Annotated in this window: 30 protein-coding genes and 2 tRNA genes; 21 read left to right on the forward strand and 11 right to left on the reverse strand. The window is 73.7% G+C overall.

The features are described 5' to 3' along the window. Positions 1 to 9 precede the first annotated feature (9 nt). A tRNA-Pro gene (locus ACPT94_RS30860) sits at positions 10 to 83 on the reverse strand. Between the two features lie 98 nt (positions 84 to 181). Between ACPT94_RS30860 and ACPT94_RS30865 the strand changes: the two genes are divergently transcribed. The 7 genes from ACPT94_RS30865 (at position 182) to ACPT94_RS30895 (ending at position 5,173) form a co-directional block, all read left to right on the forward strand. Beyond that, positions 182 to 703, forward strand: a complete 522-nt coding sequence (locus ACPT94_RS30865) for a DUF309 domain-containing protein (protein ID WP_425247343.1) — start codon at positions 182 to 184, stop codon at positions 701 to 703. Positions 704 to 748: 45 nt separating this feature from the next. Continuing rightward, positions 749 to 1,522, forward strand: a complete 774-nt coding sequence (gene cobF, locus ACPT94_RS30870; RefSeq protein ID WP_360345756.1) for a precorrin-6A synthase (deacetylating) — start codon at positions 749 to 751, stop codon at positions 1,520 to 1,522. Positions 1,523 to 1,757: 235 nt separating this feature from the next. Next, positions 1,758 to 2,222 carry a hypothetical protein gene (locus ACPT94_RS30875; protein ID WP_425247344.1) on the forward strand — a complete coding sequence of 155 codons (465 nt, stop codon included), beginning with the start codon at positions 1,758 to 1,760 and terminating at the stop codon, positions 2,220 to 2,222. Positions 2,223 to 2,486: 264 nt separating this feature from the next. Continuing rightward, a complete protein-coding gene (locus tag ACPT94_RS30880; protein ID WP_425247345.1) occupies positions 2,487 to 3,086 on the forward strand; it encodes a TetR/AcrR family transcriptional regulator in 600 nt (199 codons plus the stop codon). A 28-nt stretch (positions 3,087 to 3,114) separates the two neighbouring features. Continuing rightward, positions 3,115 to 3,789, forward strand: a complete 675-nt coding sequence (locus tag ACPT94_RS30885) for an enoyl-CoA hydratase-related protein (protein WP_360345762.1) — start codon at positions 3,115 to 3,117, stop codon at positions 3,787 to 3,789. A 100-nt stretch (positions 3,790 to 3,889) separates the two neighbouring features. Then, positions 3,890 to 4,345, forward strand: coding sequence for a PaaI family thioesterase (locus tag ACPT94_RS30890; RefSeq protein ID WP_360345764.1), 456 nt, complete (start codon positions 3,890 to 3,892; stop codon positions 4,343 to 4,345). A 21-nt stretch (positions 4,346 to 4,366) separates the two neighbouring features. After that, positions 4,367 to 5,173, forward strand: coding sequence for an HAD-IIA family hydrolase (locus ACPT94_RS30895; RefSeq protein WP_425247346.1), 807 nt, complete (start codon positions 4,367 to 4,369; stop codon positions 5,171 to 5,173). A gap of 69 nt (positions 5,174 to 5,242) precedes the next feature. Here the strand turns inward: ACPT94_RS30895 and ACPT94_RS30900 are convergent, their stop codons facing one another. Beyond that, entirely contained in the window at positions 5,243 to 6,010 is a 768-nt protein-coding gene (locus tag ACPT94_RS30900) for a sulfite exporter TauE/SafE family protein (protein ID WP_360345766.1), read from the reverse strand. Positions 6,011 to 6,238: 228 nt separating this feature from the next. Next, positions 6,239 to 7,426, reverse strand: coding sequence for a thiolase family protein (locus ACPT94_RS30905; RefSeq protein ID WP_425247347.1), 1,188 nt, complete (start codon positions 7,424 to 7,426; stop codon positions 6,239 to 6,241). Between the two features lie 142 nt (positions 7,427 to 7,568). Here ACPT94_RS30905 and ACPT94_RS30910 point away from each other — a divergent pair, with 142 nt between their 5' ends. From ACPT94_RS30910 to ACPT94_RS30925, 4 genes are all read left to right on the forward strand, one after another. Then, positions 7,569 to 8,372 carry an alpha/beta hydrolase gene (locus tag ACPT94_RS30910; protein ID WP_425247348.1) on the forward strand — a complete coding sequence of 268 codons (804 nt, stop codon included), beginning with the start codon at positions 7,569 to 7,571 and terminating at the stop codon, positions 8,370 to 8,372. A 196-nt stretch (positions 8,373 to 8,568) separates the two neighbouring features. After that, the gene (locus ACPT94_RS30915; RefSeq protein ID WP_360345772.1) at positions 8,569 to 8,826 is read left to right on the forward strand and encodes a WhiB family transcriptional regulator; all 258 of its coding nucleotides are present in this window, start codon (positions 8,569 to 8,571) and stop codon (positions 8,824 to 8,826) included. Next, on the forward strand, positions 8,823 to 9,305 hold the full coding sequence (locus ACPT94_RS30920; RefSeq protein ID WP_360345774.1) for a Dps family protein: 483 nt from the start codon (positions 8,823 to 8,825) through the stop codon (positions 9,303 to 9,305). Before ACPT94_RS30915 ends, ACPT94_RS30920 begins: the two co-directional genes overlap by 4 nt. A gap of 23 nt (positions 9,306 to 9,328) precedes the next feature. Continuing rightward, positions 9,329 to 9,661 carry a DUF3140 domain-containing protein gene (locus tag ACPT94_RS30925; RefSeq protein WP_425247349.1) on the forward strand — a complete coding sequence of 111 codons (333 nt, stop codon included), beginning with the start codon at positions 9,329 to 9,331 and terminating at the stop codon, positions 9,659 to 9,661. On the opposite strand, the gene ACPT94_RS30930 is transcribed toward ACPT94_RS30925, so the two are convergent. After that, a complete protein-coding gene (locus ACPT94_RS30930; RefSeq protein WP_360345778.1) occupies positions 9,651 to 10,904 on the reverse strand; it encodes an amidohydrolase in 1,254 nt (417 codons plus the stop codon). The two genes, ACPT94_RS30925 and ACPT94_RS30930, sit on opposite strands and share 11 nt — an antisense overlap. A gap of 253 nt (positions 10,905 to 11,157) precedes the next feature. Continuing rightward, positions 11,158 to 12,333, reverse strand: a complete 1,176-nt coding sequence (locus tag ACPT94_RS30935) for a sensor histidine kinase (RefSeq protein WP_425247350.1) — start codon at positions 12,331 to 12,333, stop codon at positions 11,158 to 11,160. A gap of 151 nt (positions 12,334 to 12,484) precedes the next feature. On the opposite strand from ACPT94_RS30935, the gene ACPT94_RS30940 reads away from it, so the two are divergent. From ACPT94_RS30940 to ACPT94_RS30950, 3 genes are read left to right on the forward strand one after another with little or no spacing between them, the layout of a single operon-like run. After that, positions 12,485 to 12,853 carry a DUF4333 domain-containing protein gene (locus ACPT94_RS30940; protein WP_360345782.1) on the forward strand — a complete coding sequence of 123 codons (369 nt, stop codon included), beginning with the start codon at positions 12,485 to 12,487 and terminating at the stop codon, positions 12,851 to 12,853. Positions 12,854 to 12,871: 18 nt separating this feature from the next. Next, complete coding sequence (locus tag ACPT94_RS30945; protein ID WP_425247351.1) at positions 12,872 to 13,009, forward strand: hypothetical protein; 138 nt, start codon at positions 12,872 to 12,874, stop codon at positions 13,007 to 13,009. Positions 13,010 to 13,016: 7 nt separating this feature from the next. Continuing rightward, on the forward strand, positions 13,017 to 13,712 hold the full coding sequence (locus ACPT94_RS30950; RefSeq protein WP_360345784.1) for a response regulator: 696 nt from the start codon (positions 13,017 to 13,019) through the stop codon (positions 13,710 to 13,712). Between the two features lie 9 nt (positions 13,713 to 13,721). Here ACPT94_RS30950 and ACPT94_RS30955 read toward each other — a convergent pair whose 3' ends face one another. Beyond that, entirely contained in the window at positions 13,722 to 14,591 is an 870-nt protein-coding gene (locus ACPT94_RS30955; RefSeq protein WP_425247352.1) for a Cof-type HAD-IIB family hydrolase, read from the reverse strand. 158 nt (positions 14,592 to 14,749) lie between these two features. Between ACPT94_RS30955 and ACPT94_RS30960 the strand changes: the two genes are divergently transcribed. Genes ACPT94_RS30960 through ACPT94_RS30980 form a run of 5 tightly spaced genes read left to right on the forward strand, consistent with a single transcriptional unit; the run spans position 14,750 to position 19,141 of the window. Next, positions 14,750 to 15,562 carry an SAM-dependent methyltransferase gene (locus ACPT94_RS30960; protein WP_360345788.1) on the forward strand — a complete coding sequence of 271 codons (813 nt, stop codon included), beginning with the start codon at positions 14,750 to 14,752 and terminating at the stop codon, positions 15,560 to 15,562. Positions 15,563 to 15,601: 39 nt separating this feature from the next. Continuing rightward, a complete protein-coding gene (locus ACPT94_RS30965; protein WP_360345790.1) occupies positions 15,602 to 17,005 on the forward strand; it encodes a glutamine synthetase family protein in 1,404 nt (467 codons plus the stop codon). Position 17,006: 1 nt separating this feature from the next. Then, positions 17,007 to 18,146 carry an amidohydrolase family protein gene (locus tag ACPT94_RS30970; protein WP_425247353.1) on the forward strand — a complete coding sequence of 380 codons (1,140 nt, stop codon included), beginning with the start codon at positions 17,007 to 17,009 and terminating at the stop codon, positions 18,144 to 18,146. 24 nt (positions 18,147 to 18,170) lie between these two features. Then, positions 18,171 to 18,701, forward strand: a complete 531-nt coding sequence (locus ACPT94_RS30975) for an NUDIX hydrolase family protein (RefSeq protein WP_360345899.1) — start codon at positions 18,171 to 18,173, stop codon at positions 18,699 to 18,701. A gap of 47 nt (positions 18,702 to 18,748) precedes the next feature. Continuing rightward, positions 18,749 to 19,141, forward strand: coding sequence for a (2Fe-2S) ferredoxin domain-containing protein (locus tag ACPT94_RS30980; protein ID WP_360345901.1), 393 nt, complete (start codon positions 18,749 to 18,751; stop codon positions 19,139 to 19,141). A 70-nt stretch (positions 19,142 to 19,211) separates the two neighbouring features. On the opposite strand, the gene ACPT94_RS30985 is transcribed toward ACPT94_RS30980, so the two are convergent. Then, on the reverse strand, positions 19,212 to 20,147 hold the full coding sequence (locus ACPT94_RS30985) for an oxidoreductase (protein ID WP_425247354.1): 936 nt from the start codon (positions 20,145 to 20,147) through the stop codon (positions 19,212 to 19,214). Positions 20,148 to 20,228: 81 nt separating this feature from the next. Here ACPT94_RS30985 and ACPT94_RS30990 point away from each other — a divergent pair, with 81 nt between their 5' ends. Both ACPT94_RS30990 and murJ read left to right on the forward strand, forming a co-directional pair. Beyond that, complete coding sequence (locus ACPT94_RS30990) at positions 20,229 to 20,855, forward strand: TetR family transcriptional regulator (RefSeq protein WP_360345796.1); 627 nt, start codon at positions 20,229 to 20,231, stop codon at positions 20,853 to 20,855. A gap of 46 nt (positions 20,856 to 20,901) precedes the next feature. Next, on the forward strand, positions 20,902 to 22,551 hold the full coding sequence (gene murJ / locus ACPT94_RS30995) for a murein biosynthesis integral membrane protein MurJ (RefSeq protein ID WP_360345798.1): 1,650 nt from the start codon (positions 20,902 to 20,904) through the stop codon (positions 22,549 to 22,551). 70 nt (positions 22,552 to 22,621) lie between these two features. Here the strand turns inward: murJ and ACPT94_RS31000 are convergent. The 4 genes from ACPT94_RS31000 to ACPT94_RS31015 all read right to left on the reverse strand — a co-directional run bounded on the left by ACPT94_RS31000 (position 22,622) and on the right by ACPT94_RS31015 (position 24,349). After that, a tRNA-Pro gene (locus tag ACPT94_RS31000) sits at positions 22,622 to 22,698 on the reverse strand. A gap of 131 nt (positions 22,699 to 22,829) precedes the next feature. Then, positions 22,830 to 23,189, reverse strand: a complete 360-nt coding sequence (locus ACPT94_RS31005; RefSeq protein WP_360345800.1) for an MmcQ/YjbR family DNA-binding protein — start codon at positions 23,187 to 23,189, stop codon at positions 22,830 to 22,832. A gap of 30 nt (positions 23,190 to 23,219) precedes the next feature. Continuing rightward, positions 23,220 to 23,741, reverse strand: coding sequence for a GNAT family N-acetyltransferase (locus ACPT94_RS31010; RefSeq protein WP_360345802.1), 522 nt, complete (start codon positions 23,739 to 23,741; stop codon positions 23,220 to 23,222). Continuing rightward, complete coding sequence (locus tag ACPT94_RS31015; RefSeq protein ID WP_360345804.1) at positions 23,738 to 24,349, reverse strand: helix-turn-helix domain-containing protein; 612 nt, start codon at positions 24,347 to 24,349, stop codon at positions 23,738 to 23,740. Before ACPT94_RS31015 ends, ACPT94_RS31010 begins: the two co-directional genes overlap by 4 nt. Positions 24,350 to 24,387 lie beyond the last annotated feature (38 nt).

Here is a 24,387-nt window from a genome sequence, read left to right on the forward strand (position 1 = left end):
TTCGCACCGTCGGGACGACAGGATTTGAACCTGCGACCCCTTGACCCCCAGTCAAGTGCGCTACCAAGCTGCGCCACGTCCCGGTGCGCTTCCCGCGGAGTTCCGCGTGATCGCGCGAACAGCACTTTACCCCACGCCGGGCGTTGCGCCGAAGGGGGCACCGGCGCGGGACAATCGCCGTATGGGCAGCACAGGAAGCAGGAGCGGTGGCCGGTCCGTCGGAACGCGGGACCGGGACGGCGAGGGACGGGCGCGCAACGCCCGGCCGCGGGACGGGCTCGGACGGCCCCTGCCGTACGGCGCGGCGGGTGTGGAGCGGCAGCCGGAGGGGGTCGTCCGGACGCCCGAGGAGTCCGTCGCCGAGGCGCAGGCCCTGCTGGACGCGGGCAAACCGTTCCACGCGCACGAGGTCTTCGAGGACGCCTGGAAGTCGGGCCCGGAGACCGAGCGCACGCTGTGGCGCGGGCTCGCGCAGCTCGCCGTGGGGCTCACCCACGTGGCCCGGGGGAACGTCACGGGCGGGCCGCGGCTGCTGCGTCGCGGCGCCGGGGCCGTGGAGGAGTGGGCGGCGGGCGGCGGGCAGGGGCGTCCGTACGGCATGGATCTGGCGGGGCTGGCCGACTGGGCGCGTGAGCTCGCGCACGACGTGGAGCGGACCGGCGCGGCGGTGGACGCGCGGGCGTCGGCACCGCGACTGCGCTGACACCCGGCCCGGTCACTGTCAGTGGCGTACGGCAGACTCGGGGTCGTGCGAAAGATTCATGTCATCGGCATCGGCGCGGGCGACCCCGACCATCTGACCCTGCAGGCCGTCAAGGCGCTGCGGAGCACGGACGTGTTCTTCGTCCTGGACAAGGGCGAGGTGAAGAGCGACCTCACGCGACTGCGCCGGGACATGCTGGACGCGCACATACCGGAGGGGACGTACCGGGTCGTGCAGGCCCGCGATCCGGAGCGGGACCGCGGTGCGGGCGGCGCGGCCTACTCCCCCGCCGTCGGCGACTGGCGCAGCGCCCGCGCCGGGATCTACGAGCGGCTGATCGCCGAGGAGCTCGGCGAGGACGAGAGCGGCGCGTTCCTGGTGTGGGGTGACCCGGCGCTGTACGACAGCACGCTGGGGATCCTGGAGGAGGTGCTGGCGCGGGGCGCGGTGGCGTTCGAGTACGACGTCGTGCCGGGGATCAGCAGTGTCTCGGCGCTGGTCGCCCGGCATCGGACGGGACTGAACAGGGTGGCCCGGCCGGTGCAGATCACCACCGGACGGCGGCTCGCCGAGGGCTTCCCCGAGGGCGTGGACGACGTGGTCGTGATGCTGGACGCCCATCAGACCTTCCGGCAGTACGCGGAGCAGGACGTCCACATCTACTGGGGTGCCTACATAGGCACGCCGGACGAGATCCTCGTGTCCGGGCCGCTCGCCGAGGCCGGCCCCCGCATCGAGCGGCTGCGGGCCGAGGCGCGGGAGCGCAAGGGCTGGATCATGGACACGTATCTGCTGCGCCGCAACCCCGAGGACGCGTAGGGCGCTCGTACGCGCTCGTACGGCACCCGGGCGGACCGCTCCCGCGCACGGGGCCGGTCCGCCGACGTGGTCGTGACCTCGGGAGAGTCACGGCGCCGACGCGGTCCGCTGGTTCATGGCGGCCGGCGGCTCGCCCTGGGCGGCCCTGCCGCAGCGGGCGGGATGCCCGCCGTGGCACCTGCCGCACCCTGAAATCCGAGTGCTCGGTCACGGGAGCGGCCGTCATACTCGCGGCATGTCCCCCGTCCGGTTCCACGATCCCGGCAGGACCACGTGCGCGTACGCCTCGTCGGCCCTGGTCCGCTGCCCGCGCTGTGCGCGCGTGGCCCACTACGAGCGGCACCCCGGCCGCGCCCCCGACGCACGCGGCCGGGTCTACCCGGAGTTCCGTCTGGTCTGCCGTTCCTGCGGCTTCTCCCGCGTCGCCGTGGGACCGTCACCCTCGGGTCAGCCCTTGCGGCCGGCCCTGTGGCTCCAGACGCGGACGCGCCACGGGGTGGTGTGGGCGTACAACCTCGAACACCTCGACCTGCTCAGACGGTTCGTGGCCGCCTCGCTGCGAGAGCGGGCCCCCTGGTACGAGCACGGCCGGAAGATGACGTACGTCGCCCGTCTCCCCGCCTGGATCAAGAGCGCCAAGAACCGCACGGAGGTGCTCCGCGCGATCGACCGCCTGCGCGCCTCCGTCACGGCGCGCTGAGGCCGAGGCTGACGGGGCGGCCGAACCCCGGCCGCCCCAGCACGCCCGCCGCCCCAGCACGCCCGCCACTCCGGTGCCACCGCCACCCCCTCCGGCAGCGGCGGCCGCCGCACGGCCACGACCGGCTACGACCGCGTCCACCCGCGGGAACCGACCCTGCACCTCCACATGCCTCTTGCGTCTTCTATGTCATAGAGCATAATTACTGCGCGGTAGCAAGCCCTGCCCGAGGGGCCCCTGCGCCGACGTACCAGAGAGGCAGCTGTGAGCCCGCGCAGGAGCGACAGTCGTGAGCGGATGGTGGCCAGTGCCGCCGCGCTGCTGGGCGAGCACGGAGCAGCCGGCGTCAGCATCGACCGCGTGCTCGCGCACAGCGGCGCCCCGCGCGGCTCCGTGTACCACCACTTCCCGGGTGGGCGCGCCCAGCTGATCGACGAGGCGGTCGTGTTCGCCGGGGACGTCATCGCCGGCCTGATCGAGACCGCCGTGGGGGCTCCCGACCCGCTCGACGCGATCGACGCGTTCTTCACGCTGTGGCGGGAGCGCCTCCTGCGCAGCGACTTCCGGGCCGGCTGTCCGGTCGTGGCGGTCGCCGTGGAGACCGACGACGAGGCCGGGGAACCCGCCCGCTCGGCGGCCGCGGCCTTCACCCGCTGGCAGGACGCGCTCGCCGCCCTGCTGCTGCGCCACGGGCTGCCCGAGGAGCGCAGCCGCCGGCTGGCCTCGTTCATCGTCGCCGCGGTCGAGGGCGCGGTGGTCCTGTGCCGGGCCGAGCAGAGCACGGCCCCGCTCGACGCGGCCGCCGCGGAGATCCACGACCTGCTGGACCACGCGCTGCGGTCCTCGTCCGGTCTCCGGTCCTGAGGCACCACCCCCGTCTGAAGGAGTCGCCATGCCCACGCTCGACCGCCAGGACACCGTGTTCGTCCTCGACCTCGGGGACGACGAGAACCGCTTCCATCCCGACTGGGTCGAGGCCGTCGGCGCCGCCCTCGACGAGGTGGAGAAGGCCGAGGGGCCGCGCGCCCTGGTCACCGCCGCCACGGGCAAGTTCTGGTCCAACGGCCTCGACCTGGACTGGCTGTTCGCGCACGCCGACCAGCAGGTGGACTACGTCGGCTCGGTCCAGGAACTGTTCGCGCGGCTGCTGTCCCTGCCGGTCGTGACCGTGGCGGCCCTGCAGGGGCACACCTTCGCGGCGGGGGCGATGTTCTCGCTGGCCCACGACTTCCGGGTGATGCGATCCGACCGCGGATTCTGGTGTCTGCCCGAGGCCGACCTCGGCATCCCGTTCACCCCGGGCATGTCCGCGCTCATCCAGGCCAGGCTGGACCCGCAGGCCGCGACCGAGGCGATGATCACCGCGCAGCGCTACGGCGGGCACGACGCGCTGTCCGCCGGGATCGTCGACCAGGCGGTCGACGAGGACGCCGTACGCTCGACCGCCCTCAGGATCGCCGAGCGCCAGGCCGGGAAGGCAGGCGACACCCTGCGCACGATCAAGTCACGTATGTACGCGCCGGCCCTGGCCGCTCTGCGGGACACGACGAACCCGCTGGGCGACTGACGTCCCGCACACCGGGCCCCTCCCCAGGACCGGTACTCGGGACCCTGTCCGGACCTCTGCCCCAGCCCCCTGCTCCGGGGCCCCTTCGAAAGGAACCCGCTTGACCACCACCGGCCTCACCGCCCTGTCCGGCCTGGAGCTCATGCGGCTCGTCAAGGCCGGGCGCCTGGGCGACGTGCCGTCCATCGGACGGCTGCTCGGGATGCGCTTCGACGAGGTGGAGCACGGCCGCGTGGTGATCTCGCTCGACACCCGCCCGGACTTCGCCAATCCCCTCGGCACCGTGCACGGCGGCATCGCCGCCACCCTGCTCGACTCGGCCCTGGGCTGCGCGGTCCACACCACACTCCCCGCGGGCACCGGCTACACCACGCTGGAACTGAAGGTGAACTACATCCGGGCGGCCCGCACCGACGGGCAGACCCTCACCGCCGAGGGCACCGTGATCCACGCGGGCCGCCGCACCGCCACCGCCGACGGCAAGGTCCTCGACGAGCGGGGCCGGCTCATCGCGCACGCGACCACCACCTGCATGATCCTTCCGGCGGGCGGCTGACCCCGGCGTTATCGTCCCCCTATGGACGCGGAACGGGTGACCGGTGTGCGGGCCCTCCTGATCGACGTCGACGGCGTCCTCACCGTCTCCTGGAAACCGCTCCCGGGCACGGTGGAGGCGCTGCGGACGGTCCGGGACGCCGGGCTCGGCGTCGCCCTGGTCACCAACACGACCTCGCGCACGCGGGCCTCCATCGCGCGGACCCTGGCGGAGGCGGGGTTCCCGGTGGACGCCGACGACATCCTCACGGCCCCCGCCGTCACCGCCGCGCACCTCGCCGAGCGGTATCCGCGGGCGCGCTGCGCGCTGCTGAACAGCGGTGACGTCCGGGAGGACCTCGCCGGGGTCACGCTGGTCGACGAGGACGGCGGCGACGTCGACGTGGTCGTCCTCGGCGGGGCCGGTCCCGAGTTCGGGTACGCGGCGCTGGACCGGGCCTTCGGGCACCTCCAGCGGGGCGCGCGGCTGGTGGCGATGCACCGGAACCTGTACTGGCGTACCGAGGACGGGCTGCGGCTCGACGCGGGCGCTTTCGTCACGGGGCTCGAGGCGGCCGCGCGGGTGGAGGCGGAGGTGACCGGGAAGCCCTCGCCCGCCTTCTTCGCCGCCGCGCTCGGGCACCTGGGGGTGGGCGCGCGGGAGGCGCTGATGGTGGGGGACGACGTCGAGTCGGACGTGCTGGCGGCACAGCGGGCCGGGATCACGGGCGTACTGGTCAGAACCGGCAAGTTCCTGCCGGAGACGCTCGAGGCGGCCGACGGCGCACCCGACCGGGTCGTCGACTCGTTCGCGGACGTGCCGGCGCTGCTGGGTCTGGCGCGGTCGTAGCTGCGTGAGGAGCGGTGTCTGCTGGGTCCGGCTCGGTAGCAGCTGGGGCCGGCTTGGCGGCAGCTGGGTCTAGCGCAGCAGCAGCTGGACACCGCCGACCACCGTGGCGGCGATCACCAGCTGCTCGAACAGCCGCTGGTTGATGCGGTCCACCGCCCACTTGCCGAGCAGCGCCCCGGGGATGACGAACAGGACCAGCGCGGCGTCCAGGAGCAGCGAGGGCCCGTTGATCAGGCCGAGGCCCACGCTGAACGGCACCTTGGAGACGTTGACGATCAGGAAGAAGAAGGCGGAGGTGCCGAGGAAGCCGAGTTTGCGGAAGCCCGCGGACAGCAGGTACATCGACATCACGGGGCCGCCCGCGTTGGCGACCATCGTGGTGAAGCCGCCGAGGACGCCGTACGAACGAGCCTTGAGCCGGCCGGCCCGGGTGACCACGGCGTCGGGGTCCTCCGCCGCCTCCGCGGTGCGGCGCCGCCACACCGTGACCGCGGCCATCAGCAGCAGGATCGCGCCGATCGAGGTGCCGACGGCCGCGTCGTCGGCCCACATCAGGAACAGCGTGCCGACCACCACACCGGCCGCGACCGCCGGGAACAGCCGCCACAGCGTGGGCCAGTGGGCGTGCCGCCGGTAGGTGAGGACGGCGAGGACGTCCCCCGCGATCAGGATCGGCAGCAGTACGCCCGTGGACGCGCGAGGGGGCAGCACCGCGGCGAAGACCGCCAGGCTCACCGTGTTGGCCCCGCTCACGGCCGTCTTGGAGAAGCCGACCAGCAGGGCGGCGAAGGCGAGGGCGGCGAACTCCCAGCCGGTGAGGTGCGTCATCGTGTTCATGCGGGTACTGATGCTAGGCGCAGCCGACGGACGCTCGTAAGGAGCGTCTCGACTGGTGGCGGCCGCATCCGTGCCGGTGTGGCCGCCCGCCGGGGACTGCCGCTCCCGGGCCCCCGCATCGGCCCCGGACGGGCTCCTCCACGGACTCCCCCGGAGGTGGATGCTCCCGGACGGGATGTGTCGCCGGGTCTCGCTGACAAGGTGCCGGACCGGCGCTCGGAACTGCGGTCAGTGCCGCTCCACCAGCACCGCGCTCCCCTGCCCCACGCCCACACACATCGTCGCCAGCCCCCGCTCCGCCCCCGTCCTGCGCATCCGGTGCAGCAACGTCGTCAGGATGCGGGCGCCCGAGCAGCCCAGCGGATGGCCGAGGGCGATCGCCCCGCCGCTGGGGTTGACCAGGTCGGGATCGATGCCGAGCTGGTCCACGCACGCCAGTGCCTGGGCGGCGAACGCCTCGTTGAACTCGGCCTCCTGGACGTCGGCGACGCTCCAGCCGGCGCGGGTCAGCGCCTTGCGGGTCGCGGGGACCGGGCCGATGCCCATCACGTCGGGGTGGACGCCGGCGGAGGCGCCGGCCACGTAGCGGCCCAGGGACTCGAGCCCCAGCTCGTTCAGGGCCTCCTCGCTGACCAGGAGGAGGCCGGCGGCGCCGTCGTTCATCGGGGAGGCGTTGCCCGCGGTGACCGTGCCGCCCGGCCGGAAGACGGGCCGGAGCCCCGCGAGCTTCTCGTACGAGGTGTCCTCGCGGATGCCCTCGTCGGCGTTGACGACCACGCCGTCGGGCCGTGGGACCGGCAGGAGCTCGTCGTCGAAGTGGCCGTTCTTGCGGGCCAGGGCGGCACGCCGGTGGCTGCGCAGGGCGAACTCGTCCTGGCGTTCGCGGGAGACGCCGTACCGCTCGGCGACCTCCTCGGCGGTCTCGCCCATGGAGAGCAGGCCGTGGAGGTCCTTCATCGCCGGGTTGACCAGACGCCAGCCGAGGCGGGTGTCGACGGTCTCGACACGGTGCGGGAGGGCCTCGTCGGGGCGGGCCAGGACGAAGGGGGCGCGGCTCATCGACTCGGAGCCGCCCGCGAGCACGATGTCGGCCTCGCCGGCGGCGACGGTGCGGGCGGCGACGGTGACCGCCTCCAGTCCGGAGGCGCACAGCCGGTTCACCGTGGCGCCGGGGACGGTCTCGGGGAGGCCGGCGAGCAGGGCGGCCATGCGGGCGACGTTGCGGTTGTCCTCGCCGGCCTGGTTGGCGGCGCCCCAGTAGACGTCGTCGATCCGGGCCGGGTCGAGCGCGGGCACGTCGGCGACGAGGGCGCGGATCACCGTGGCGGCGAGGTCGTCGGGGCGCACGGTGGACAGGGCGCCGCGCAGCCTTCCGATGGGGGTGCGGCGGGCGGCCGCGAAGTGGACGGGACGCACGACAGGACTCCTGACCGACGACGCTGCGGACCGGGGTGTTGCCCGGAGCACTTAATTAGCACTGCTAGTTTTGGACTATAGACCGCCGCCCGGGCCCCTGGGAAGATCCCCGAGGACCTTCGCCGACGCAGCTGGAGGAGACATGGCCGAGCACGTCCTCGCGGGCACCCGGGGCCCGCTGACCGCGTACGCGTGGCCCCACCGGCCCCGCCCGCGGTACGTCGCCCTCCTGGTGCACGGCTACGGCGAGCACGCCGGCCGCTACGAGGAGGTCGCGGGCGTCCTGGCCGGGCACGGCGCGGCCGTGTTCGCCGTCGACCATGCCGGGCACGGGAGGTCGGCCGGGGAGCGGGTGGTGATCGACGACTTCGAGGACGTGGTCACCGACGTGCAGACCGTCGCCGGGCTCGCGCGTGCCGCGCACCCCGGGCTGCGGGTGGTCGTGATCGGGCACTCCATGGGCGGCCTGATCGCCGCCCGCCACGGCCAGCGGTACGGCGACGGGCTCGCCGCGCTCGTTCTGTCCGGTCCGGTCATCGGCGCCTGGGAGCTGCCCGGGCGGCTGCTCGCCCTCGACGAGATCCCGGACACGCCCGTCAGCCCGTCCGCGCTCTCCCGGGACCCCGCGGTGGGCGCCGCCTACGCCGGCGATCCGCTGGTCTGGCACGGACCGATGAAGCGGCCGACGCTGGAGGCGTTCGTACGCACCCTGGAGACGGTCGCCAAGGGAGGCGACGTCGGCCCGCTCCCGCTGCTGTGGCTGCACGGCGAAGACGACCGGCTCGTGCCGCCGGACGGCAGCCGGGTCGGCGTGGAGCGGCTGAGCGGGGGCCGGCTGACCGAGCGGATCTACCCGGGGGCCCGGCACGAGGTGTTCCACGAGACGAACAAGGACGAGGTGCTCGCGGACCTGACGCGCTTCCTCGACGGCGTGCTCGCGGACTGACCGCCGGCGACCGACCGCCGGCCTGCTCGCGGCCTGCTCGCCGGCGTGCCCGCGGGCCGGCCGTCGGCACGCTCCCCGGCTGACCGCCGAGGTGCCCGCGGGCCGACCGTCGGCGTGCTCGCACGCGCGAAGCCGGGCCGCTGAGACGCTGGGACACGGCTGTTTGCAGCGGTTAGCCCTGGGCACCCGCGCCCCCATGGAGTGGTTGCGCCGTGCCGCCTGCGTGGGCGAGGACCCCGAGCTGTTCTTCCCCGTGGGCACGTCCGGACCGGCCCTGCGGGACACCGCGGACGCCAAGCGCGTCTGCGCCCGCTGCCCGGTGACCGCCGCCTGCCTGGACTACGCCCTCGACAGCGGGCAGACCTCGGGAGTGTGGGGCGGGACCGGCGAGGAGGAACGCGCAGACCTGCTCCGTACCGCCCGATCCGACGCGACCAGGAGAACCTCGGTATGACTGTCGTGAAGAGCCCGCTTCCCGAACCGGCCCGTCAGGTCACCTTCGACGCGTTGCAGAGCACCCTCGTCGACCTGCTGGGACTGTCCCTGATCGGGAAGCAGGCGCACTGGAACATCGTGGGTCCGCGCTTCCGTTCCATCCATCTCCAGCTCGACGAGGTCGTCTCGACGGCCCGCGCCCACGCCGACACGGTCGCCGAGCGCGCCGCGGCTCTGGGCCTCGCGCCCGACGGCCGCCCGGAGACGATCGCCTCGGCGTTCACCCTGCCGTCCCCGAAGGACGGCTGGCTGCGCGACGAGGACGTCGTCCAGTTGCTCAGCGAGACCCTGGGGGCGGCCATCGACCGGCTGCGGGAGCGGATCGCCGCGACCGACGAGCCGGACCCGGTCACCCAGGACCTGCTGATCGGCATCACCGCCGACCTGGAGAAGCAGCGGTGGATGTTCGAGGCGGAGAACTGGCCGCGCGACCACTGACCCACCGTACGAAAGAGCATGCCATGACCGACGCCCTCGAACTCGACGCGCTGTGGGAGGACTTCCACCGCGTGGTGAACATGACCTCGCAGGAGCTGGCCGCCTGGCTGCGGGTGCGGGACGCCGACGAGAACGCGGAGCCCCTGCCCGAGGAGGCCGGCACGCCGACCGGGCAGCACGTCCTGGCGATCCTGCAGAAGCGGCGCACCGATCTGACCGACGACGACATCCGTGTGATGTACCGGGTCGTGGACACGGTGACCGCGCAGACGGAACCGGAGAACGAGCCGGAGGCGGAGGACACCCGGCGGCGCCACCGTCTGATGACGATCGGCCACGATCCGCTCAAGCCCTGAGCCGTGTCAGCCGGCTGAGCGCGGCCGACACCAGCGTCTGCACGCCCGGCACGACCACGGAGAGGTCCGGCGCGAACAACGGGCTGTGGTTGCCGGGCACGTTGGCGACCTTCTCCGCCAGTTCCTCGCCCGGCGCCGCCTCCCACACCCCGGCCGGTGTCGACGTCACGTACCAGTAGTCGTACGGCACTCCCTCGGGCGCGAGGAGGGAGAAGTCCTCGCTGCCCATCGCCTGGCCGAAGTCGAACACCGTGTGCGCGCCGAGGAGTTCTCCGTGCACGGCCGCGATCTCCTGGTCGAGGGCCGCGTCGTTGACGGTGACGGGGTAGCCGGGGAGCACCGTCACCTCGGGCGGCACCGGGCAGCCGGCCGCCGCGCACTCCCCCTCGACGATGCGCCGGATCGCGGCGAGGACGCGCTCGCGCACCCGGGTGTCCTGGGTGCGCAGGTTGAGGGAGAGCCTCGCCTCGGCGGGGATGATGTTGGGCTTGGTCCCGGCGTGGAACTGCCCCACCGTCAGCACCACGGACTCGTTCGCGGCGACCTCGCGCGCGACGACGGTCTGCAGCCGGGTGACGACGTACGCGGCCGTCACGACGGGGTCGACCGTCGACTCGGGCCGGGAGCCATGGCCGCCCACGCCGTGGACGACGACCTCCAGGTCGTCGGAGGCCGACAGGGTCAGTCCCGGGGTGTGCGGACAGAAGCCGACGAGGCCGGGGGTGACGTGCTGGCCGAGCAGCACGTCGGGGCGCGGGAAGCGCTCGTGCACCCCGTCCGCGACCATCGCCGCCGCCCCGCCGCCCGCCTCCTCCGCGGGCTGGCCGACCACGACGAGCGTGCCGGACCAGGTGTCGCGGGCGGCGGCGAGCGCCTCGGCGGCGCCGGCGAGCCAGGTGATGTGCAGGTCGTGGCCGCAGGCGTGCATGACGCCGTCGACGGTGGAGGCGTAGTCGAGGCCGGTCGCCTCCCGCACGGGCAGTGCGTCCATGTCGCCGCGCAGCCACACCACCGGACCGTCCCCGTTGGCGAGCACGCCCACCACTCCGGTGCGGGCGACGCCCTCCGTCACCTCGTATCCGGCCGCGCGCAGCCGCACCGCGAGGCGGGCGGCCGTGCGGTGCTCCTGGAAGGAGAGCTCGGGGTGGCGGTGCAGATCCCGGTAGAAGTCCTCCAGGTCTGCCGTCTTCAGCCCGGAGGTCACCTCACGGGCGAGACGCGCGACGACGGCCGGCTCGCTCATACCGCTCCCCTCTCCTCGATGCGCCTCATCATCCCAGCGTCCGCCCTCCGTCCGCACTCGACTGGACGGCGTCGACGAACCGGTGGCGCGCGGCGGGAAGGGGCGAGTCCGACGGCGAGGGTGCGCACCCCAGGCCGGTGACGCCGGCGTCGACGGCCCCCGACCAGCACCCGTCGTCACCGGACGGCACCCGCGCCGCGCCCCGCGCATCCCGGCTCACCGGCTCACCGGCTCACCGGCCCACCAGGGTCGCTCAGCGGCCCCTCCCGCCGGGCTCCGCCGGGAACTCGGCCCGCACTTCCCAGCCGTCCCGCGCGCGTGGTCCCGCCCACAGCTCGCCGCCGAGTGCCGTCACCCGTTCCTTCAGGCCGACGAGGCCGAAGCCGCCGCCGTGGGCGGCGTCGGGAAGGCGGGTGCCGCCGCGGCCGTCGTCGGTGACGGCGACCGTCAGCCGGTCGCCGTCGCGGCGCAGGGCGACGGTGACCTCGGCGGCGTCGGCCGCGTGCCGCCGTACGTTGGTCAGGGCCTCCTGGGCGACGCGGAAGGCCGCCGCCTGCACCTCGTGCGGGAGGTCGTCGGGGACGGCCGGGTCGCGGTGCAGGGTGACCCGCTGGCCGGGCACGCCGAAGCGCTCGGCGAGCTCGGCGATGCCGGCCAGGTCGCCGACCGGGCGGCGGTCGGCCGCCTCGGGTCCGGTGTCGCGCAGGAGGCCCACCGTGCGGCGCATCGACGCCAGGGCCTCGGTGGCGGCGCCTTCGATGCCGGCGAGGACGGGGTCGAGTTCGCCGGGCCGGCTGTCGGCCATCATGCGGGCCACCTGGGTCTGCACGAGGATGCCGGTGACATGGTGGGCGACGAAGTCGTGCAGGTCGGCGGCGATGGCCAGCCGCTCCTCCCGGCGGGTCTCGGCGACGGCGACGGTGCGCCGGTAGTCCAGGGAGCGCAGCTGCCCGGCGAGCCCGGCGACGAGGCCGGCCAGGAGCAGGCCGACCACGACGAGCGCCAGCGGCTCCTCCCGGGTGAGGGAGTGCGCGTACCGCGCCGGCAGCAGGAGCAGGGCCCCGCCGGCCAGCGTGCCGCACCCCACGGCCCACGGCCGCGGACAGTGGCGTACGGCGATGAACAGCAGGCAGAGCAGGAGCACCACCTCGCCGGGGCCGAACGCCACCTTGTCGCCCGCCGGCACCCAGCACGCCGTCACCAGGACGGAGAGCGCCGCGGGGACGGCCGTGCGCAGCTGCGGGGTGAGCCAGGAGGGGCGCCTCCCGGCCGGCCACAGCACGGCGGCGAGGCCCACGGCCGGCACCAGCAGAGGTGGCCCCACGGTGAAGCCGCCGCTCCCCACGATGAGCACGTCGAGGGCGGCGGACGCCAGGAGGGCGCCGACGGCGAGCCCCCGGGCGCAGCCCCGGCCGGAGTAAGAGGTCATGCGGATCACCGTAGGCGCGTGGGCCGGCCGCGGGATCGGCCGAACGGTCGAGGAGACGGCCCGCCGTCCCTGACCGTATGGCCGAGGCGCGCGCCCGGGCCCGCGGGCGAGAGTGGAGCCACTTCCTCCCCCTCACCTCAGGAGATACGTGATGCAGCGCAGGTTCCTCGTCGGCGCCGTGGGCGGTGCGGCCGCCGTGGCCGCGGTCTTCGGAGTCGGCACCCATCTGCTCTCCGGCACCGAGTCGACCACCGGACTTGACCGGTACAGCACGGCGACCGTCGGCGGCCACAAGGCGCTCAGGGCCGGCATCGTCGCCGCCCGCACCGAGAGCAAGTACCACCCGCTCCCCTGGGTCGGCGACGAGGTCTCCGGCGTCACCTGCCCCACCGGCCTCAAGGCCGTCGCCGGGGCCACCCTCACCTGCACCGGCAAGAAGGGCGGCGGCGAGACCGTCGACATCCCCGTCACCGTGGTCAAGGCCACGGACACCTCCGTCACCTGGAAGTTCGAGCGCTGAGAAGGCCGGCCCACCGCCATGGACACCGTCCTGGCCGGTCACGGCCTCATGAAGGAGCACGGCTCCACCACCGCGCTGCCGGCCGGCGGCCGGCGGCCCGAGAACGCCGGCACGGGAGACGGCCCGCACCTGAGCCGGACCACCCCTGAGGCATGATCGAGCCATGACGAGCCCCACCCCGCCCGGCGCGCCCATCCGCGTCCTCATCGCCGACGACCAGGACATGGTCCGCACGGGCTTCCGCTTCTTCCTCGACGCCCAGCCGGACATCACGGTGGTCGCCGAGGCCGCCGACGGTGAGGAGGCGGTCGCGCTGGCCCGGAAGGTACGGCCGGACGTGTGCCTGCTGGACATCCGGATGCCGAAGCTGGACGGGCTGGAGGCCACCCGGCTGCTGGCGGGCCCCGAGGTCGCCGACCCGATGCGGGTGGTCGTGGTCACCACCTTCGACCTCGACGAGTACGTCTACGGGGCGCTGCGCGGCGGCGCGTGCGGCTTCCTGCTGAAGGACTCGGGGCCGACCCTGCTCGCGGAGGCGGTCCGCGCGGCCGCGGCCGGCGACTCGCTGGTCTCCCCGTCGGTCACGGTCCGGCTGCTCAAGCACGTCACGCAGCCCCCGCGAGAGGTCGTCCCGCCCCGTCCGCCGTCACCCGCCGAGCCCCTGACCGACCGCGAGCTCGACGTGGTCCGGCTGGTCGCCCTCGGCCGCACCAACGCCGAGATCGCGGCCGAGCTGTATGTGTCCCTGTCCACCGTCAAGACACATCTGTCCAGCGTCCAGCTCAAGCTGAACGCCCGCAACCGCGTCGAGATCGCGGCCTGGGCCTGGCAGCACGGGCACGCGCGGCCCCGTGCATGAGCCGTGCGCTCAGAGGCCGCCGACCGGCAGGCCGAGCAGGCGGACGACGGTGCGCAGCACACCGTTGTCGTTGTTGGCCGGGGCGAGGTGGCGGGCCCGGCGGACGACCTCCGGGTGGGCGTTGGCCATGGCGAAGGACCAGTCGGCGGCGTCCAGCATCTCCAGGTCGTTGAGGTAGTCGCCGAACACCAGGGTCTGCGCGGGCGTGATGCCCAGCTCGCGCTGGAGGCGGCGCAGGGCCGCGCCCTTGTTGGCGGTGCGGTTCATGACGTCGACCCAGTGCTCGCCGGAGACGACGACCTGGTGGGTGTCCGCGAAGGGCGCCAGGGCCGGGGCGGTGGTCTCCTCGGCCGACCCGAAGTCGAACAGGGCGACCTTGATGATGTCGTCCTCGACGGCGGCGACGTCCTCGACGACCTCGTGCCGCACGTAGTACCTGCGGACCTCCGCCAGGAAGGCCTCGTCGGTCCGCTCGACGTACGCGGACCGCTTCCCGCACACGACGGCCCCGACGTCCACGCCGTCGGCCGCGAGCCGCCGTACGGCCGCGACGACGCGGGTGACCACCGCCGGGTCGAGCGGGTCGGAGCTCAGTTCCTTCCCGTCGCGCACGACATAGGTGCCGTTCTCCGCGATGAAGACCATCCCGTCGGCGACCTCGGCGAACTCCCGCGCCAGCGTGGCGTACTGCCGTCCGCTCGCCGGGCTGAACAGCACCCCGCGCTCCCGCAGCAGCGCGAGCACCTCCCACAGCCCGTCGGGCACCTGCTTGTCGTCGTCGAGCAGCGTGCCGTCCATGTCGGTGACGATCAGACGGATGTCGGCGGCGGCGGCCGACGGCTCGGAGGCGGTCAGGTGCGGGGCGTCGGAGTAGGGCATGTCCTGCTTCCTGTACGGGGGTGACCGGATTGTCACCCTACCGGGGGACGCCGCCCCGCCCCGAGCCGGTCCACGGCTGCGCCGATTCCCGGGACACCGGTGATCTTCCGGCGGCACAATGGCGGACGACGGGGCTGGACGCGAGAAGGGGCAGTGACGTGAGCGAGGGCCACACGCCGTCGGGCGGTACCGCACGGCTGAACACCGGCGTGGCGCACAACGCGCGGGTGTGGAACTACTGGATCGGCGGCAAGGACAACTACGAGGTCGACCAGCAGGTCGGCGAGCACGTCGCCGGCATGTTCCCGCTGATCCGGGAGATCGCCCGCGCCGACCGCTGGTTCCTGGGCCGCGCGGTGCGGTTCCTGGCCGAGGAGCGCGGGATACGGCAGTTCCTCGACATCGGCACCGGGCTGCCGACGGCGGACAACACCCATGAGATCGCCCAGCGCGTCGCGCCCGACTCACGGATCGTGTACGTCGACAACGACCCCATCGTGCTGGTGCACGCCCGCACCCTGCTGACCGGCACCACCGACGGCGTCACCGACTACGTCGACGCCGATGTGCACGACCCGGACGCGATCCTCGAACGCGCCGCCAAGACCCTCGACTTCAGCCGGCCGGTCGCGGTGATGATGCTCGGCATCCTGAACTTCGTCCTGGACGTCGAGGCGGCCCGGCACATCGTGCGGCGGCTCATGGCGGAGGTGCCCTCCGGCAGTTTCCTCGTCCTGACCCATCCCACCCACGACAGCGAGGTGGGCGGCGAGGGCCAGATCCCGGCGATGAAGTTCTGGAACGAGAACGCCACTCCGCCGATCACCGCCCGCAGCGGTGCGGAGATCGCCGCGTTCTTCGAGGGCCTGGAGCTGCTGGAGCCGGGCCTGGTGTCCTGCTCGCAGTGGCGGGCCGAGCCCGGCTCCCCCGCCGTGGTGCCGCAGTACGGCGCGGTGGCCGTGAAACCCTGACCGGCGACCGACCGTGGAGGCCGTGACCGTGGAGGCCGTATGACCACCCTTGCCGACCCCGTGCCCGGTGGACGCCCCGGTGACGTCGAGCGGGCGAGAGCGCTCGGCGGGGAGCTGTCGGGGAGGGGCGTGCACGGCGTCGTCCTGGCCTATGTCGACACCGCGGGGATCGGCCGGGTGAAGACGATCCCGGTCGCCGGGCTGGCCTCGGCGGCGGCCTGGGGCGTCGGCATGTCCCCGGTGTTCGACACGTTCCTGGCCGACGACCGCATCGTCACCACCGACGTGCTGGGCTCCCCGGACGGCGACCTGCGCCTGTACCCCGACCTGGACCGGCTGGTCGTCCTGGCCGGACAGCCGGGCTGGGCGTGGGCGCCGGTCGACCGTGTCACCCAGGACGGCGAACGGCACCCGGGCTGCTCCCGCACCGTCCTGCGCCGCATCGTCGCCGGCGCGGCCCGCGAGCACGGCCTCACCTTCAAGGCGGGCATCGAGATCGAGTGGACTCTCGGCCTGGACTTGGCACCGGCCGGGGAGTTCGTGCCGGCGGCCTCCGGACCCGCGTACGGCGCGACCCGGCAGGTCGAGCTGAGCGAGTACACCGCCGATCTGCTGGCGGCGTGCGCGGCGCAGGGCGTGGACGTCGACCAGGTCCATCCCGAGTACGCGCCCGGCCAGTTCGAGATCTCCGTGGGCGCCCTGGACCCGGTGGCGGCGGCCGACCGCAGCGTCCTCGTACGCCAGACCGTCCGCGCGCTGGCCCGCCGCCACGGCCTGCGCGTCTCCTTCTCGCCGGCCGTCGTCGCGCAGGGCGTCGGCAACGGCGGCCATGTCCACCTCTCCGCCTGGCGCGACGGCGTCAACCTGCACGCGGGCGGCGACCGCCGGTACGGCATGACGGCCGACGCGGAGGCCTTCGCGGCCGGAGTCCTGGCCCGCCTGCCGGCCCTGACGGCGGTGACCGCGCCGAGTCCGGCGAGCTATCTGCGGCTCCAACCCTCCCAGTGGGCGGGGGTGTTCACCGCGTGGGGCCTGGAGACCCGGGAGTCGGCGGTGCGTCTGGTGCGGGGCACGGCGGGCCGGCGCGCCGAGCAGGCGAACCTGGAGGTCAAGCCCGTCGATCTGGCCGCCAACCCCTATCTCGCCCTCGGCTGTCTGATCGCCGCGGGCCTCGACGGGCTCGGCTCGGGGGCGGTCCTGCCCGAGGAGACCACCGGCGACCCGGCCCACCTCGACGCCGCGGAGGCCGCGGCCCGGGGCGTGCGCCGGCTGCCGACCTCGCTGGGCGAGGCCGTGGCGGAGTTCCGGGGGGACGAGGTGCTGCGGGCGGCGCTGGGCCCGGTCCTCGCCGACGCGGTCGTCGCCGTACGGCAGGGGGAGATCGAGGCGGTGGACGGGCTGGACGACGAGCAGGTGGCCGCGGCCTACCGCTGGAAGTACTGAGATGGCCGGCCCCTCCGGACCGGTCCACGAGGCGCTCGCCGAGCTGGAGTTGGTGGACCACCACTGCCACGGCGTCGTCACCGGCCCGCTCGACCGCGCGGGCTTCGAGGCGCTGCTGACCGAGGGCGACCGCTGGCCCGGCGTCTCGCCGTTCGACACCCCGGCCGGCGTGGCCGTACGGCGCCACTGCGCCCCGGTGCTGGACCTGGAGCGGCACGCCCCCGCCGAGGACTACCTGGCCCGGCGGGCCGAGTTGGGCCCGTCGGAGGTCAACCGGCGTTTCCTCATGGCCGCCCGGACCGGCGTGTTCTGCGTGGACACCGGCTTCGCCCCGCACCGCCTGACGACGCCCGGCGAACTCGCCGAGGCGGCGGGCGGGGTCGCGCACGAGGTCGTACGGCTGGAGGCCGTCGCGGAGGCGGTGGCCGCGCGGGGCGTCGAGGCGGGCGGATACGCGGACGCGTTCCGGGCGGCCGCGCTGGACGCGGTACGGCGGCCCGGGGTGGTCGGGGTGAAGTCGGTGGCCGCGTACCGCACCGGCTTCGAACTGGACCCGGCCCGGCCCTCGGACGCCGAGGTGACGCGGGCGGCCCGGCGCTGGCTGTCCCGCGGCGGCCGGCTGGACGAGCCGGTGCTGGTCCGCCATCTGCTGTGGACCGCCGTGGACCTGGGCCTGCCGCTGCAGTTGCACACGGGCTTCGGCGACGACGACATCCGGCTGCACCGGGTGGACCCCACCCTTCTGACGGAGTGGCTGCACCTCGTCGCGGGCACGATCCCGGTGCTGTTCCTGCACTGCTGGCCCTACCAGCGGCAAGTCGCCTATCTGGCCGCGGTGTTCGAGCAGGTCTACCTGGACGTGGGGCTCACCCTGCATCATGTGGGTCCCGTGCGGGCGCGAGCGGTTCTGGAGGAGGCGCTGGAGATCACACCGTTCCGCAAATTGCTGTACAGCTCCGACGCCTATGGTGTCGCCGAGTTCTACGGGCTCGGCGCGCTGGCGTTCCGCCGGGGTCTGGGAGAGCTCCTCCAGGACCGGGTGGACGCCGACGAACTGAGCCTGCCCGACGCGCTGCGCGTGGCGCGGTGGGCCGCGGCGGACAACGCCCGCCGGGTCTACCGGCTTCCCGACGGACACTGAAAGTATGATCAAGCAATGTCTGACATGACCGAGACCACGCCCGGCTGGCTGAGCTCCGACGAGCTCGAGATGGCGCGCGCCCGCATGCCGATCCTGTACGTCGAGGCCGTGCCCGTACGCGTCGACGACAGCGGCGAAGTCACCAGCATCGGCCTGCTGCTGCGCATCGGACCGGACGGCAATGTCAGCCGGACCCTGGTCTCCGGCCGGGTCCTGCACCACGAGCGGATCCGCGACGCCCTGCTGCGCCACCTGGAGAAGGATCTCGGCCCGGTGGCCCTGCCCCGCGTCCCGGCCTCCCTCCAGCCCTTCACCGTCGCCGAGTACTTCCCGACGCAGGGCATCACCCCGTACCACGACCCGCGTCAGCACGCGGTGTCGCTGGCCTACATCGTGCCGGTGACCGGTGACTGCCGGCCCCGGCAGGACGCCCTGGACCTGGTGTGGTTCGACCCGCAGGAGGCGGCCTCGCCCGCGGTGCAGAGCGAGATGCCGGGCGGGCACGGGTTCCTGCTGCGGCAGGCCCTCGCCCACGTCGGCCTCTCGGCCTCCTGACCGGCGTGGCACCGCGTCCCGCGCTGCCGGGCCGGCGCGCGGTGGCGATCGGGGCCGCCGCCCGCCGGCCCTGCACCCTCGTCGTGTGCCGGGGCTGTTGCTGTGGCGACGCCCGCAAGCACCCCGGCTACGACCACGCCTGGCAACTGGACCGCCTGCGCGCGGCCGCCGCCGCGTCCGACGGTGCTTTCCAGGTCCGTACGACGGACTGCCTCGGCCCCTGCGACCAGGCCAACGTCATCGTCGTGCAGCCCTCCGCCGCCGGACGCCGGGCGGGTGGCCGGGCCACCTGGGTCGGGTTCGCCACGGACGACGACTGCACGGAGGAGATCCTGGACTGGGCGGCCGCGGGCGGGCCGGGCGTCGCGGAGCCGTCGGTCACGCTGGAGCTGCAGTTCATCCGTCCGCCGCGGGAGGCCCGGGCCCGCGGCCGCAGGTGACGGCACCCGCCCGGCCCGGCCGATCCCCCGCACCGCCCGGACCCGCCCGCCCTCGCCGGATGAACGCCCCCTAGCGCACGGGCAGTTCGTACCGCACCCCGGTGAGCTTTTCCGACACCTCCCACAGCCGGCGCCCGGTCTCCTCGTCGGCCGCCTCGGCGGACAGCCGTACCCGGGTCGGCGCGCCCCGCAACTCGCCCCGGCCGTCCGGCCCGATGAAGTCGCCGCCACGGGCGTCGGGCGCGGTCGCCGCGTAGAGCTGGGGCAGCGCGCCTTGGTCGGCGGGCTGTGCGAGCAGCGGGCCGCCGAGGTGCCCGAACAGCACGCGGTAGAGCCGGACCGGCCCGTTGAACTGGAGGTTGGTGCGGGTGTAGCCGGGGTGCGCGAGCAGGCTGCGCACCGGACTGCCCGCCGCCTCGAGCCGTCGGTGCAGCTCCCGTCCGAAGACGGCGCCCGCGAACTTGGACTGGTTGTAGAACACCATGGGCCGGTAGCCGCGCTCGCCGGAGAGGTCGTCGAGGCGCAGGTGACCCTGCCGGTGGTTGACGGAGCTGACCGTGACGACCCGCGGATCGCTCCCCGCGGCCAGCCGGTCGAGCAGCAGACCGGTGAGCGCGAAGTGTCCGAGGTGGTTCACGGCGAACTGCATCTCGTGCCCCTGGGCGCTGAGCGTGCGCGGTGGCGCCATCACGCCGGCGTTGTTCACGAGGACGTCCACGCGCGCGTGATCGGCGCGCAGCCCGTCGGCGAAGGCGCGCACGGAGTCGAGGTCGGCGAGGTCGAGCCGGCGCACCTCGAGCCGGGCGCCGGGCTGTGCGGCGGTGAGGTCCGCGACGGTCCGCCGACCCTTGTCCGGGTCGCGCACGGCGAGCACGACGTGTCCGCCCGCACGGGCGAGGGCCCGGGTGGTCGCCAGACCGAGGCCACTGGTGGCTCCGGTGACGACGTGCACCCGTCCGGTCCGGTCCGGGATCTCCGCGGTGGTCCAGCGCTGCTGCTCGGTCATGCGGCACACGTTGCCTACGATGTCACCAAGTGTCAAGTAGACATCGCGTGCCAAAAATGGCATGAGAGGTACGATGGGGTGGTGAGCACCCGACCGGAAGTCAGCCTGGCCCAGCGCAAACGTCAGCTCGTCTCGGACGAACTGACCGAAGCAGCCCTGCAGTTGCTCGCCCTGAAGGGGTTCGACGGCGTCACCATCGACGAGATCGCGGTCGCGGCCGGCGTGTCCAAGCGGACGTTCTTCCGGTACTTCGCGTCCAAGGAGGACGTCGTCGTCCAGTTCCTGTCCGGCATGGGCGAGGCGATGCGCGCGGAACTGGCGGCCCGCCCCGCCGACGAGCCCCCCTCGGTCGCCCTGCGGCACACCGTCCAGGTGCCCGTCGCCGAGTGCGCCGACCGCTCCGACCACGCCGAACGGGCTCTGCGCGTGGTCCGCCTGATCCTGCGCACCCCGGCCCTGCGCGCCCGCTTCCTGGAGCGCCAGGCGCAGTGGCGCGACGACCTCGCCACGGAACTGGCCCACCGCCTCCCACCCGGCCCCGACACCGGCCTGCGGGCCCAGCTGGCCGCGGGAATGACGCTCACCGCCTTCGACACGGTCCTGCGACGCTGGAGCGACAGCGACGGCGCCGAGGACCCGGCGGACCTGACCGACCGCGCGTTCACCCTGCTGGCCCCCGCGCTGGACGCCGACCAACCGGCCCTGTGACCAAGCGAGTTGGATCCCGGTGATCTTGATGACGTAGGTTGTCCGGATGGTGGAGGGGACGAAGAGCGACGCGCGAGCCGTGCGGTCGGGCGGGGCGGCACGCTCGTCCGTGCTGATGGCGCTGGGCACCGTGGTGTCCCGGGCGACCGGCCTGATCCGGCAGGTCCTCCAGGCGGCCGCCCTGGGCACCGGCCTGCTGGCCAGCACGTACAACACGGCGAACACGGTGCCGACCAGCCTGTACACGCTGCTGATCGGCGGCGCGCTCAACGCGGTGCTGGTGCCCCAGCTGGTGCGGGCGAGGACCACCCACCCCGACGGCGGGCGTGCCTACGAACAGCGACTGGTCACCCTGGTCGTCACCGTCCTGGCCGTCGGCACCGCCCTCGCCGTGTGGGCGGCCCCGCAGATCGTCGCGGTGTACATGCGCGACACCCCGGACAACCACGAGGCCTACGAACTCACCGTGGTCTTCGCCCGTTTCCTGCTGCCGCAGATCTTCTTCTACGGCCTGTACAACATCTACGGCCAAGTCCTCAACGCACGCGAGCGGTTCGGCGCGATGATGTGGACCCCCGTCCTCAACAACGTCGTCCTGCTGGGCATGTTCGGCGCCTACCTGGGCCTGATGACCGTACCGGAACGGGTGCAGGACATCACCGGCGCCCAGGTCCGCCTGCTGGGCATCGGGACGACGGCCGGTGTCGCGGTGCAGGCCCTCGCCCTGATCCCGTTCGCCCGGGCGGCCGGTTTCCGCTTCCGTCCGAGGTTCGACTGGCGCGGCTCGGGTCTGGGCTCCGGGATCCGCGCCGCCCAGTGGACCCTGCTGTTCGTCCTGACGAACCTGGTCGCCCTGACGGTGGTCACCAACTACGCCAACGCGGCCGACCAGGCACTGCCCGACGCCGGCGCGGGCTACTCGGCGTACACGTACGCGCAGACGATCTGGATGCTGCCGCAGTCGGTGGTGACCGTCTCCCTGGTGACGGCGCTGCTGCCGCGCATGAGCCGGGCGGTGGCGGAGGGCCGGATCGCGGACCTGCGCGCGGACCTGTCGCGCGGACTGCGGGTGAGCGGGGTCGTCATCGTCCCCGCCGCCTTCCTGTTCCTGGCCCTGGGCCCGCGGATCTCCACGCTGTTGTTCGCCCACGGCGCGGCCGACGCGGCCTCCGCCCGGCCGCTCGGGCACATGCTGCAGGCCTTCGGCCTCGGGCTGATCCCCTTCTCCGCGCAGTACCTGCTGCTGCGCGGCTTCTACGCCTTCGAGGACACCCGGACCCCGTTCTTCCTGGCGGTCCGGATCGCGGCGGTCAACATCGCCCTGGCCACCGCCTGCCACCTGCTGCTGCCCGCCCGCTGGGCGGTGACCGGCATGGCCGGCGCCTACACCCTGTCCTACCTGGCCGGCCTCGCCGTCACCGTGCGGCTGCTGCGCCGCAGGACCGGCGCCCGCCTCGACGACGGGGCGCTGCGGCGTACGTACACCAGGCTGATGTGCGCGGCAGGTCTTGCCGCGGCCCTGGCCTGGGCGGTGGACCGGGCCTGCGGTCGGTCACTGGGCGACGGCACCCTGCCCACCGCGCTCGCGCTCACGGCCGGGGCCCTGACCATGGCGCTGGTGTACGTGGGCCTGGCCCGGCTGCTGCGGGTCGAGGAGCTGCGACAGCTGCCCGGGCGACGTACGACTCGCCTCTGAAGGACCCCGCGAACACGAGGAAGGCCGTCTCCTCGTGTTCGAGGAAACGGCCTGCGACCCGCATAAGAGCTGGTCGGGACGACAGGATTTGAACCTGCGACCCCTTGACCCCCAGTCAAGTGCGCTACCAAGCTGCGCCACGTCCCGTTGCCCGTCTGACCTGGGGTTTCCCCCGGCCGAACGTGCAGTGAAACCATACCGCACTCGGGTCGGTGGTCGCGCATCCGTTTATCGGGGCCCGGCCGCCGTCGCTCCCCGGCCGGCGCCCCGGCTCCGCGTCACTCCCCCGCCGCCACCCCCAGCCCGGGATACGCCTCCAGCAGCCGCGGCGGTGCCGCCTGACGCCAGGAGTCGGCCAGGATGTCACGCAGCTCGTCCTCGTCCTCCAGGGCGGCCAGCCGGACCCGGACCCAGGCGAACTGGGCCTCGTGATCGGCGATCCAGAACTTCCCGGGCTCGGCGAGGACCAGTTCGTCGCGCTCCTCCTTGGGGCAGCGCACGGCGATGGAGGTCTCCTCCTCGGGCAGCGTGGCGAACATCTTCCCGGCGACCCGGAAGGTGGGCATGCTCCAGGCGATCTTCTCCGTCGTGTCCGGCAGGGACAGGGCGATACGGCGTACGTCTTCGGCGTCCGGCATGCTTCGCACCGTAGCGCCTGCCACTGACAGTCACCCGGCGGCGACCTGCTTGTAGTACAGGGTGGTCGGCCGCAGGACGCCGGCCGGGCTCGCCGCGTAGTCGGGGATCACGCCCGCCCTGGTCCATCCGGCACTGCGGTAGAGGTGTTCGGCGGGGCTGTCGGTCTCGGTGTCGAGGTGGAGGAGGGTGACGCCCACCGCGGCGGCGGCCTCCTCCGCGGTGGTCAGGAGCCTGCGGCCGAGGCCCCTTCCCCGAGCCTCCCGGCGGACCATCAGCTTGACGAGTTCGGCGCGGTGCCGGCTGTTGGGCTTGCCGGGGAAGGCCAGGCTGACGGTGCCGACGACGCGGTCGCCGTCGTGGGCCGCCCAGACCGCGAGGTGACCGGCGGCCACATCCGCCACCCGCTCCCGCCACCAGGCGACGGCCTCCGCGCGGGCGAGCGGGGCGAGGAAGCCGACCGAGGCACCGCCGTCCACCGTGTCGACCAGGAGCTCGGCCAACGCGTCCGTTCTGTCGAGCAGTTGGCCGGCGTCGAGACGGGTCGTCGTCATGGCAGCACCACCGCCAGCACGTACCGCACGTCCGTGTCCCCCGCGCACCGGAACCGCGTCGGCCCCCACACGCGCATCCGCAGGCAGTCACCGGCGTCCAGGTGATGGTCGACGTCCTGCACCGTGACGTCGACGGCGCCCTCCAGGACCCAGACGTGCTGCTCCAGACCGGCCACGGGCGGCCGGTCGTAGGCGATGTCGGCGCCCACGGAGAGCCGTCCCTCGACCAGTTCGCCCCGCAGTCCGGGGTGCGGCGGCGACACCGATCGCCGCACGAACCCGGAGGTCCGGTCCTCCCACAGGGGTTGCTCGGCGGCCCGGACCAGCGGCGCGGGCTCCGCCTCCACCTCGCCGAGCAGCCGGGACATCGTGCGTCCGTAGACATGGCACAGGCGGTTGAGGGTGGCGGCCGTGGGGCTGATCTCCGCCCGCTCGGCGCGGGACAGGGTCGAGCGGCTCACCCCGCTGAGCCCGGCCAGCTCCCCCAGCGACCACCCGCGTTCGGCCCGCAGCTCGGCCAGGCGGGCGGCGAGCCGGGCGTCGACGGGGTCCGGCGGCCCGGCCTCACCGGCTGCGGGTCGCGTGCGGCCCTGTTGCGTGTTTCTCATATCCGGGAATCTATCCCGGATATGAGACAGCCTTGTTA

This window comes from Streptomyces aurantiaciflavus (genome assembly GCF_049808595.1).
Taxonomy (GTDB): domain Bacteria; phylum Actinomycetota; class Actinomycetes; order Streptomycetales; family Streptomycetaceae; genus Streptomyces.

Coding starts and splice junctions, on each gene's coding strand:
- ACPT94_RS30975 (WP_360345899.1), top strand. CDS start 18,171: ATGACCGAGACCACGCCCGGCTGGCTGAGCTCCGACGAGCTCGAGATG.
- ACPT94_RS30935 (WP_425247350.1), bottom strand. CDS start 12,333: ATGACCTCTTACTCCGGCCGGGGCTGCGCCCGGGGGCTCGCCGTCGGC.
- ACPT94_RS30925 (WP_425247349.1), top strand. CDS start 9,329: ATGACCGACGCCCTCGAACTCGACGCGCTGTGGGAGGACTTCCACCGC.
- ACPT94_RS30910 (WP_425247348.1), top strand. CDS start 7,569: ATGGCCGAGCACGTCCTCGCGGGCACCCGGGGCCCGCTGACCGCGTAC.
- ACPT94_RS31005 (WP_360345800.1), bottom strand. CDS start 23,189: ATGCCGGACGCCGAAGACGTACGCCGTATCGCCCTGTCCCTGCCGGAC.
- ACPT94_RS30915 (WP_360345772.1), top strand. CDS start 8,569: ATGGAGTGGTTGCGCCGTGCCGCCTGCGTGGGCGAGGACCCCGAGCTG.
- ACPT94_RS31015 (WP_360345804.1), bottom strand. CDS start 24,349: ATGAGAAACACGCAACAGGGCCGCACGCGACCCGCAGCCGGTGAGGCC.
- ACPT94_RS30900 (WP_360345766.1), bottom strand. CDS start 6,010: ATGAACACGATGACGCACCTCACCGGCTGGGAGTTCGCCGCCCTCGCC.
- ACPT94_RS30875 (WP_425247344.1), top strand. CDS start 1,758: ATGTCCCCCGTCCGGTTCCACGATCCCGGCAGGACCACGTGCGCGTAC.
- ACPT94_RS30940 (WP_360345782.1), top strand. CDS start 12,485: ATGCAGCGCAGGTTCCTCGTCGGCGCCGTGGGCGGTGCGGCCGCCGTG.
- ACPT94_RS30945 (WP_425247351.1), top strand. CDS start 12,872: ATGGACACCGTCCTGGCCGGTCACGGCCTCATGAAGGAGCACGGCTCC.
- ACPT94_RS30885 (WP_360345762.1), top strand. CDS start 3,115: ATGCCCACGCTCGACCGCCAGGACACCGTGTTCGTCCTCGACCTCGGG.
- ACPT94_RS30955 (WP_425247352.1), bottom strand. CDS start 14,591: ATGCCCTACTCCGACGCCCCGCACCTGACCGCCTCCGAGCCGTCGGCC.
- ACPT94_RS31010 (WP_360345802.1), bottom strand. CDS start 23,741: ATGACGACGACCCGTCTCGACGCCGGCCAACTGCTCGACAGAACGGAC.
- ACPT94_RS30985 (WP_425247354.1), bottom strand. CDS start 20,147: ATGACCGAGCAGCAGCGCTGGACCACCGCGGAGATCCCGGACCGGACC.
- ACPT94_RS30895 (WP_425247346.1), top strand. CDS start 4,367: ATGGACGCGGAACGGGTGACCGGTGTGCGGGCCCTCCTGATCGACGTC.
- ACPT94_RS30950 (WP_360345784.1), top strand. CDS start 13,017: ATGACGAGCCCCACCCCGCCCGGCGCGCCCATCCGCGTCCTCATCGCC.
- ACPT94_RS30965 (WP_360345790.1), top strand. CDS start 15,602: ATGACCACCCTTGCCGACCCCGTGCCCGGTGGACGCCCCGGTGACGTC.
- ACPT94_RS30865 (WP_425247343.1), top strand. CDS start 182: ATGGGCAGCACAGGAAGCAGGAGCGGTGGCCGGTCCGTCGGAACGCGG.
- murJ (WP_360345798.1), top strand. CDS start 20,902: ATGGTGGAGGGGACGAAGAGCGACGCGCGAGCCGTGCGGTCGGGCGGG.
- ACPT94_RS30920 (WP_360345774.1), top strand. CDS start 8,823: ATGACTGTCGTGAAGAGCCCGCTTCCCGAACCGGCCCGTCAGGTCACC.
- ACPT94_RS30970 (WP_425247353.1), top strand. CDS start 17,007: ATGGCCGGCCCCTCCGGACCGGTCCACGAGGCGCTCGCCGAGCTGGAG.
- ACPT94_RS30930 (WP_360345778.1), bottom strand. CDS start 10,904: ATGAGCGAGCCGGCCGTCGTCGCGCGTCTCGCCCGTGAGGTGACCTCC.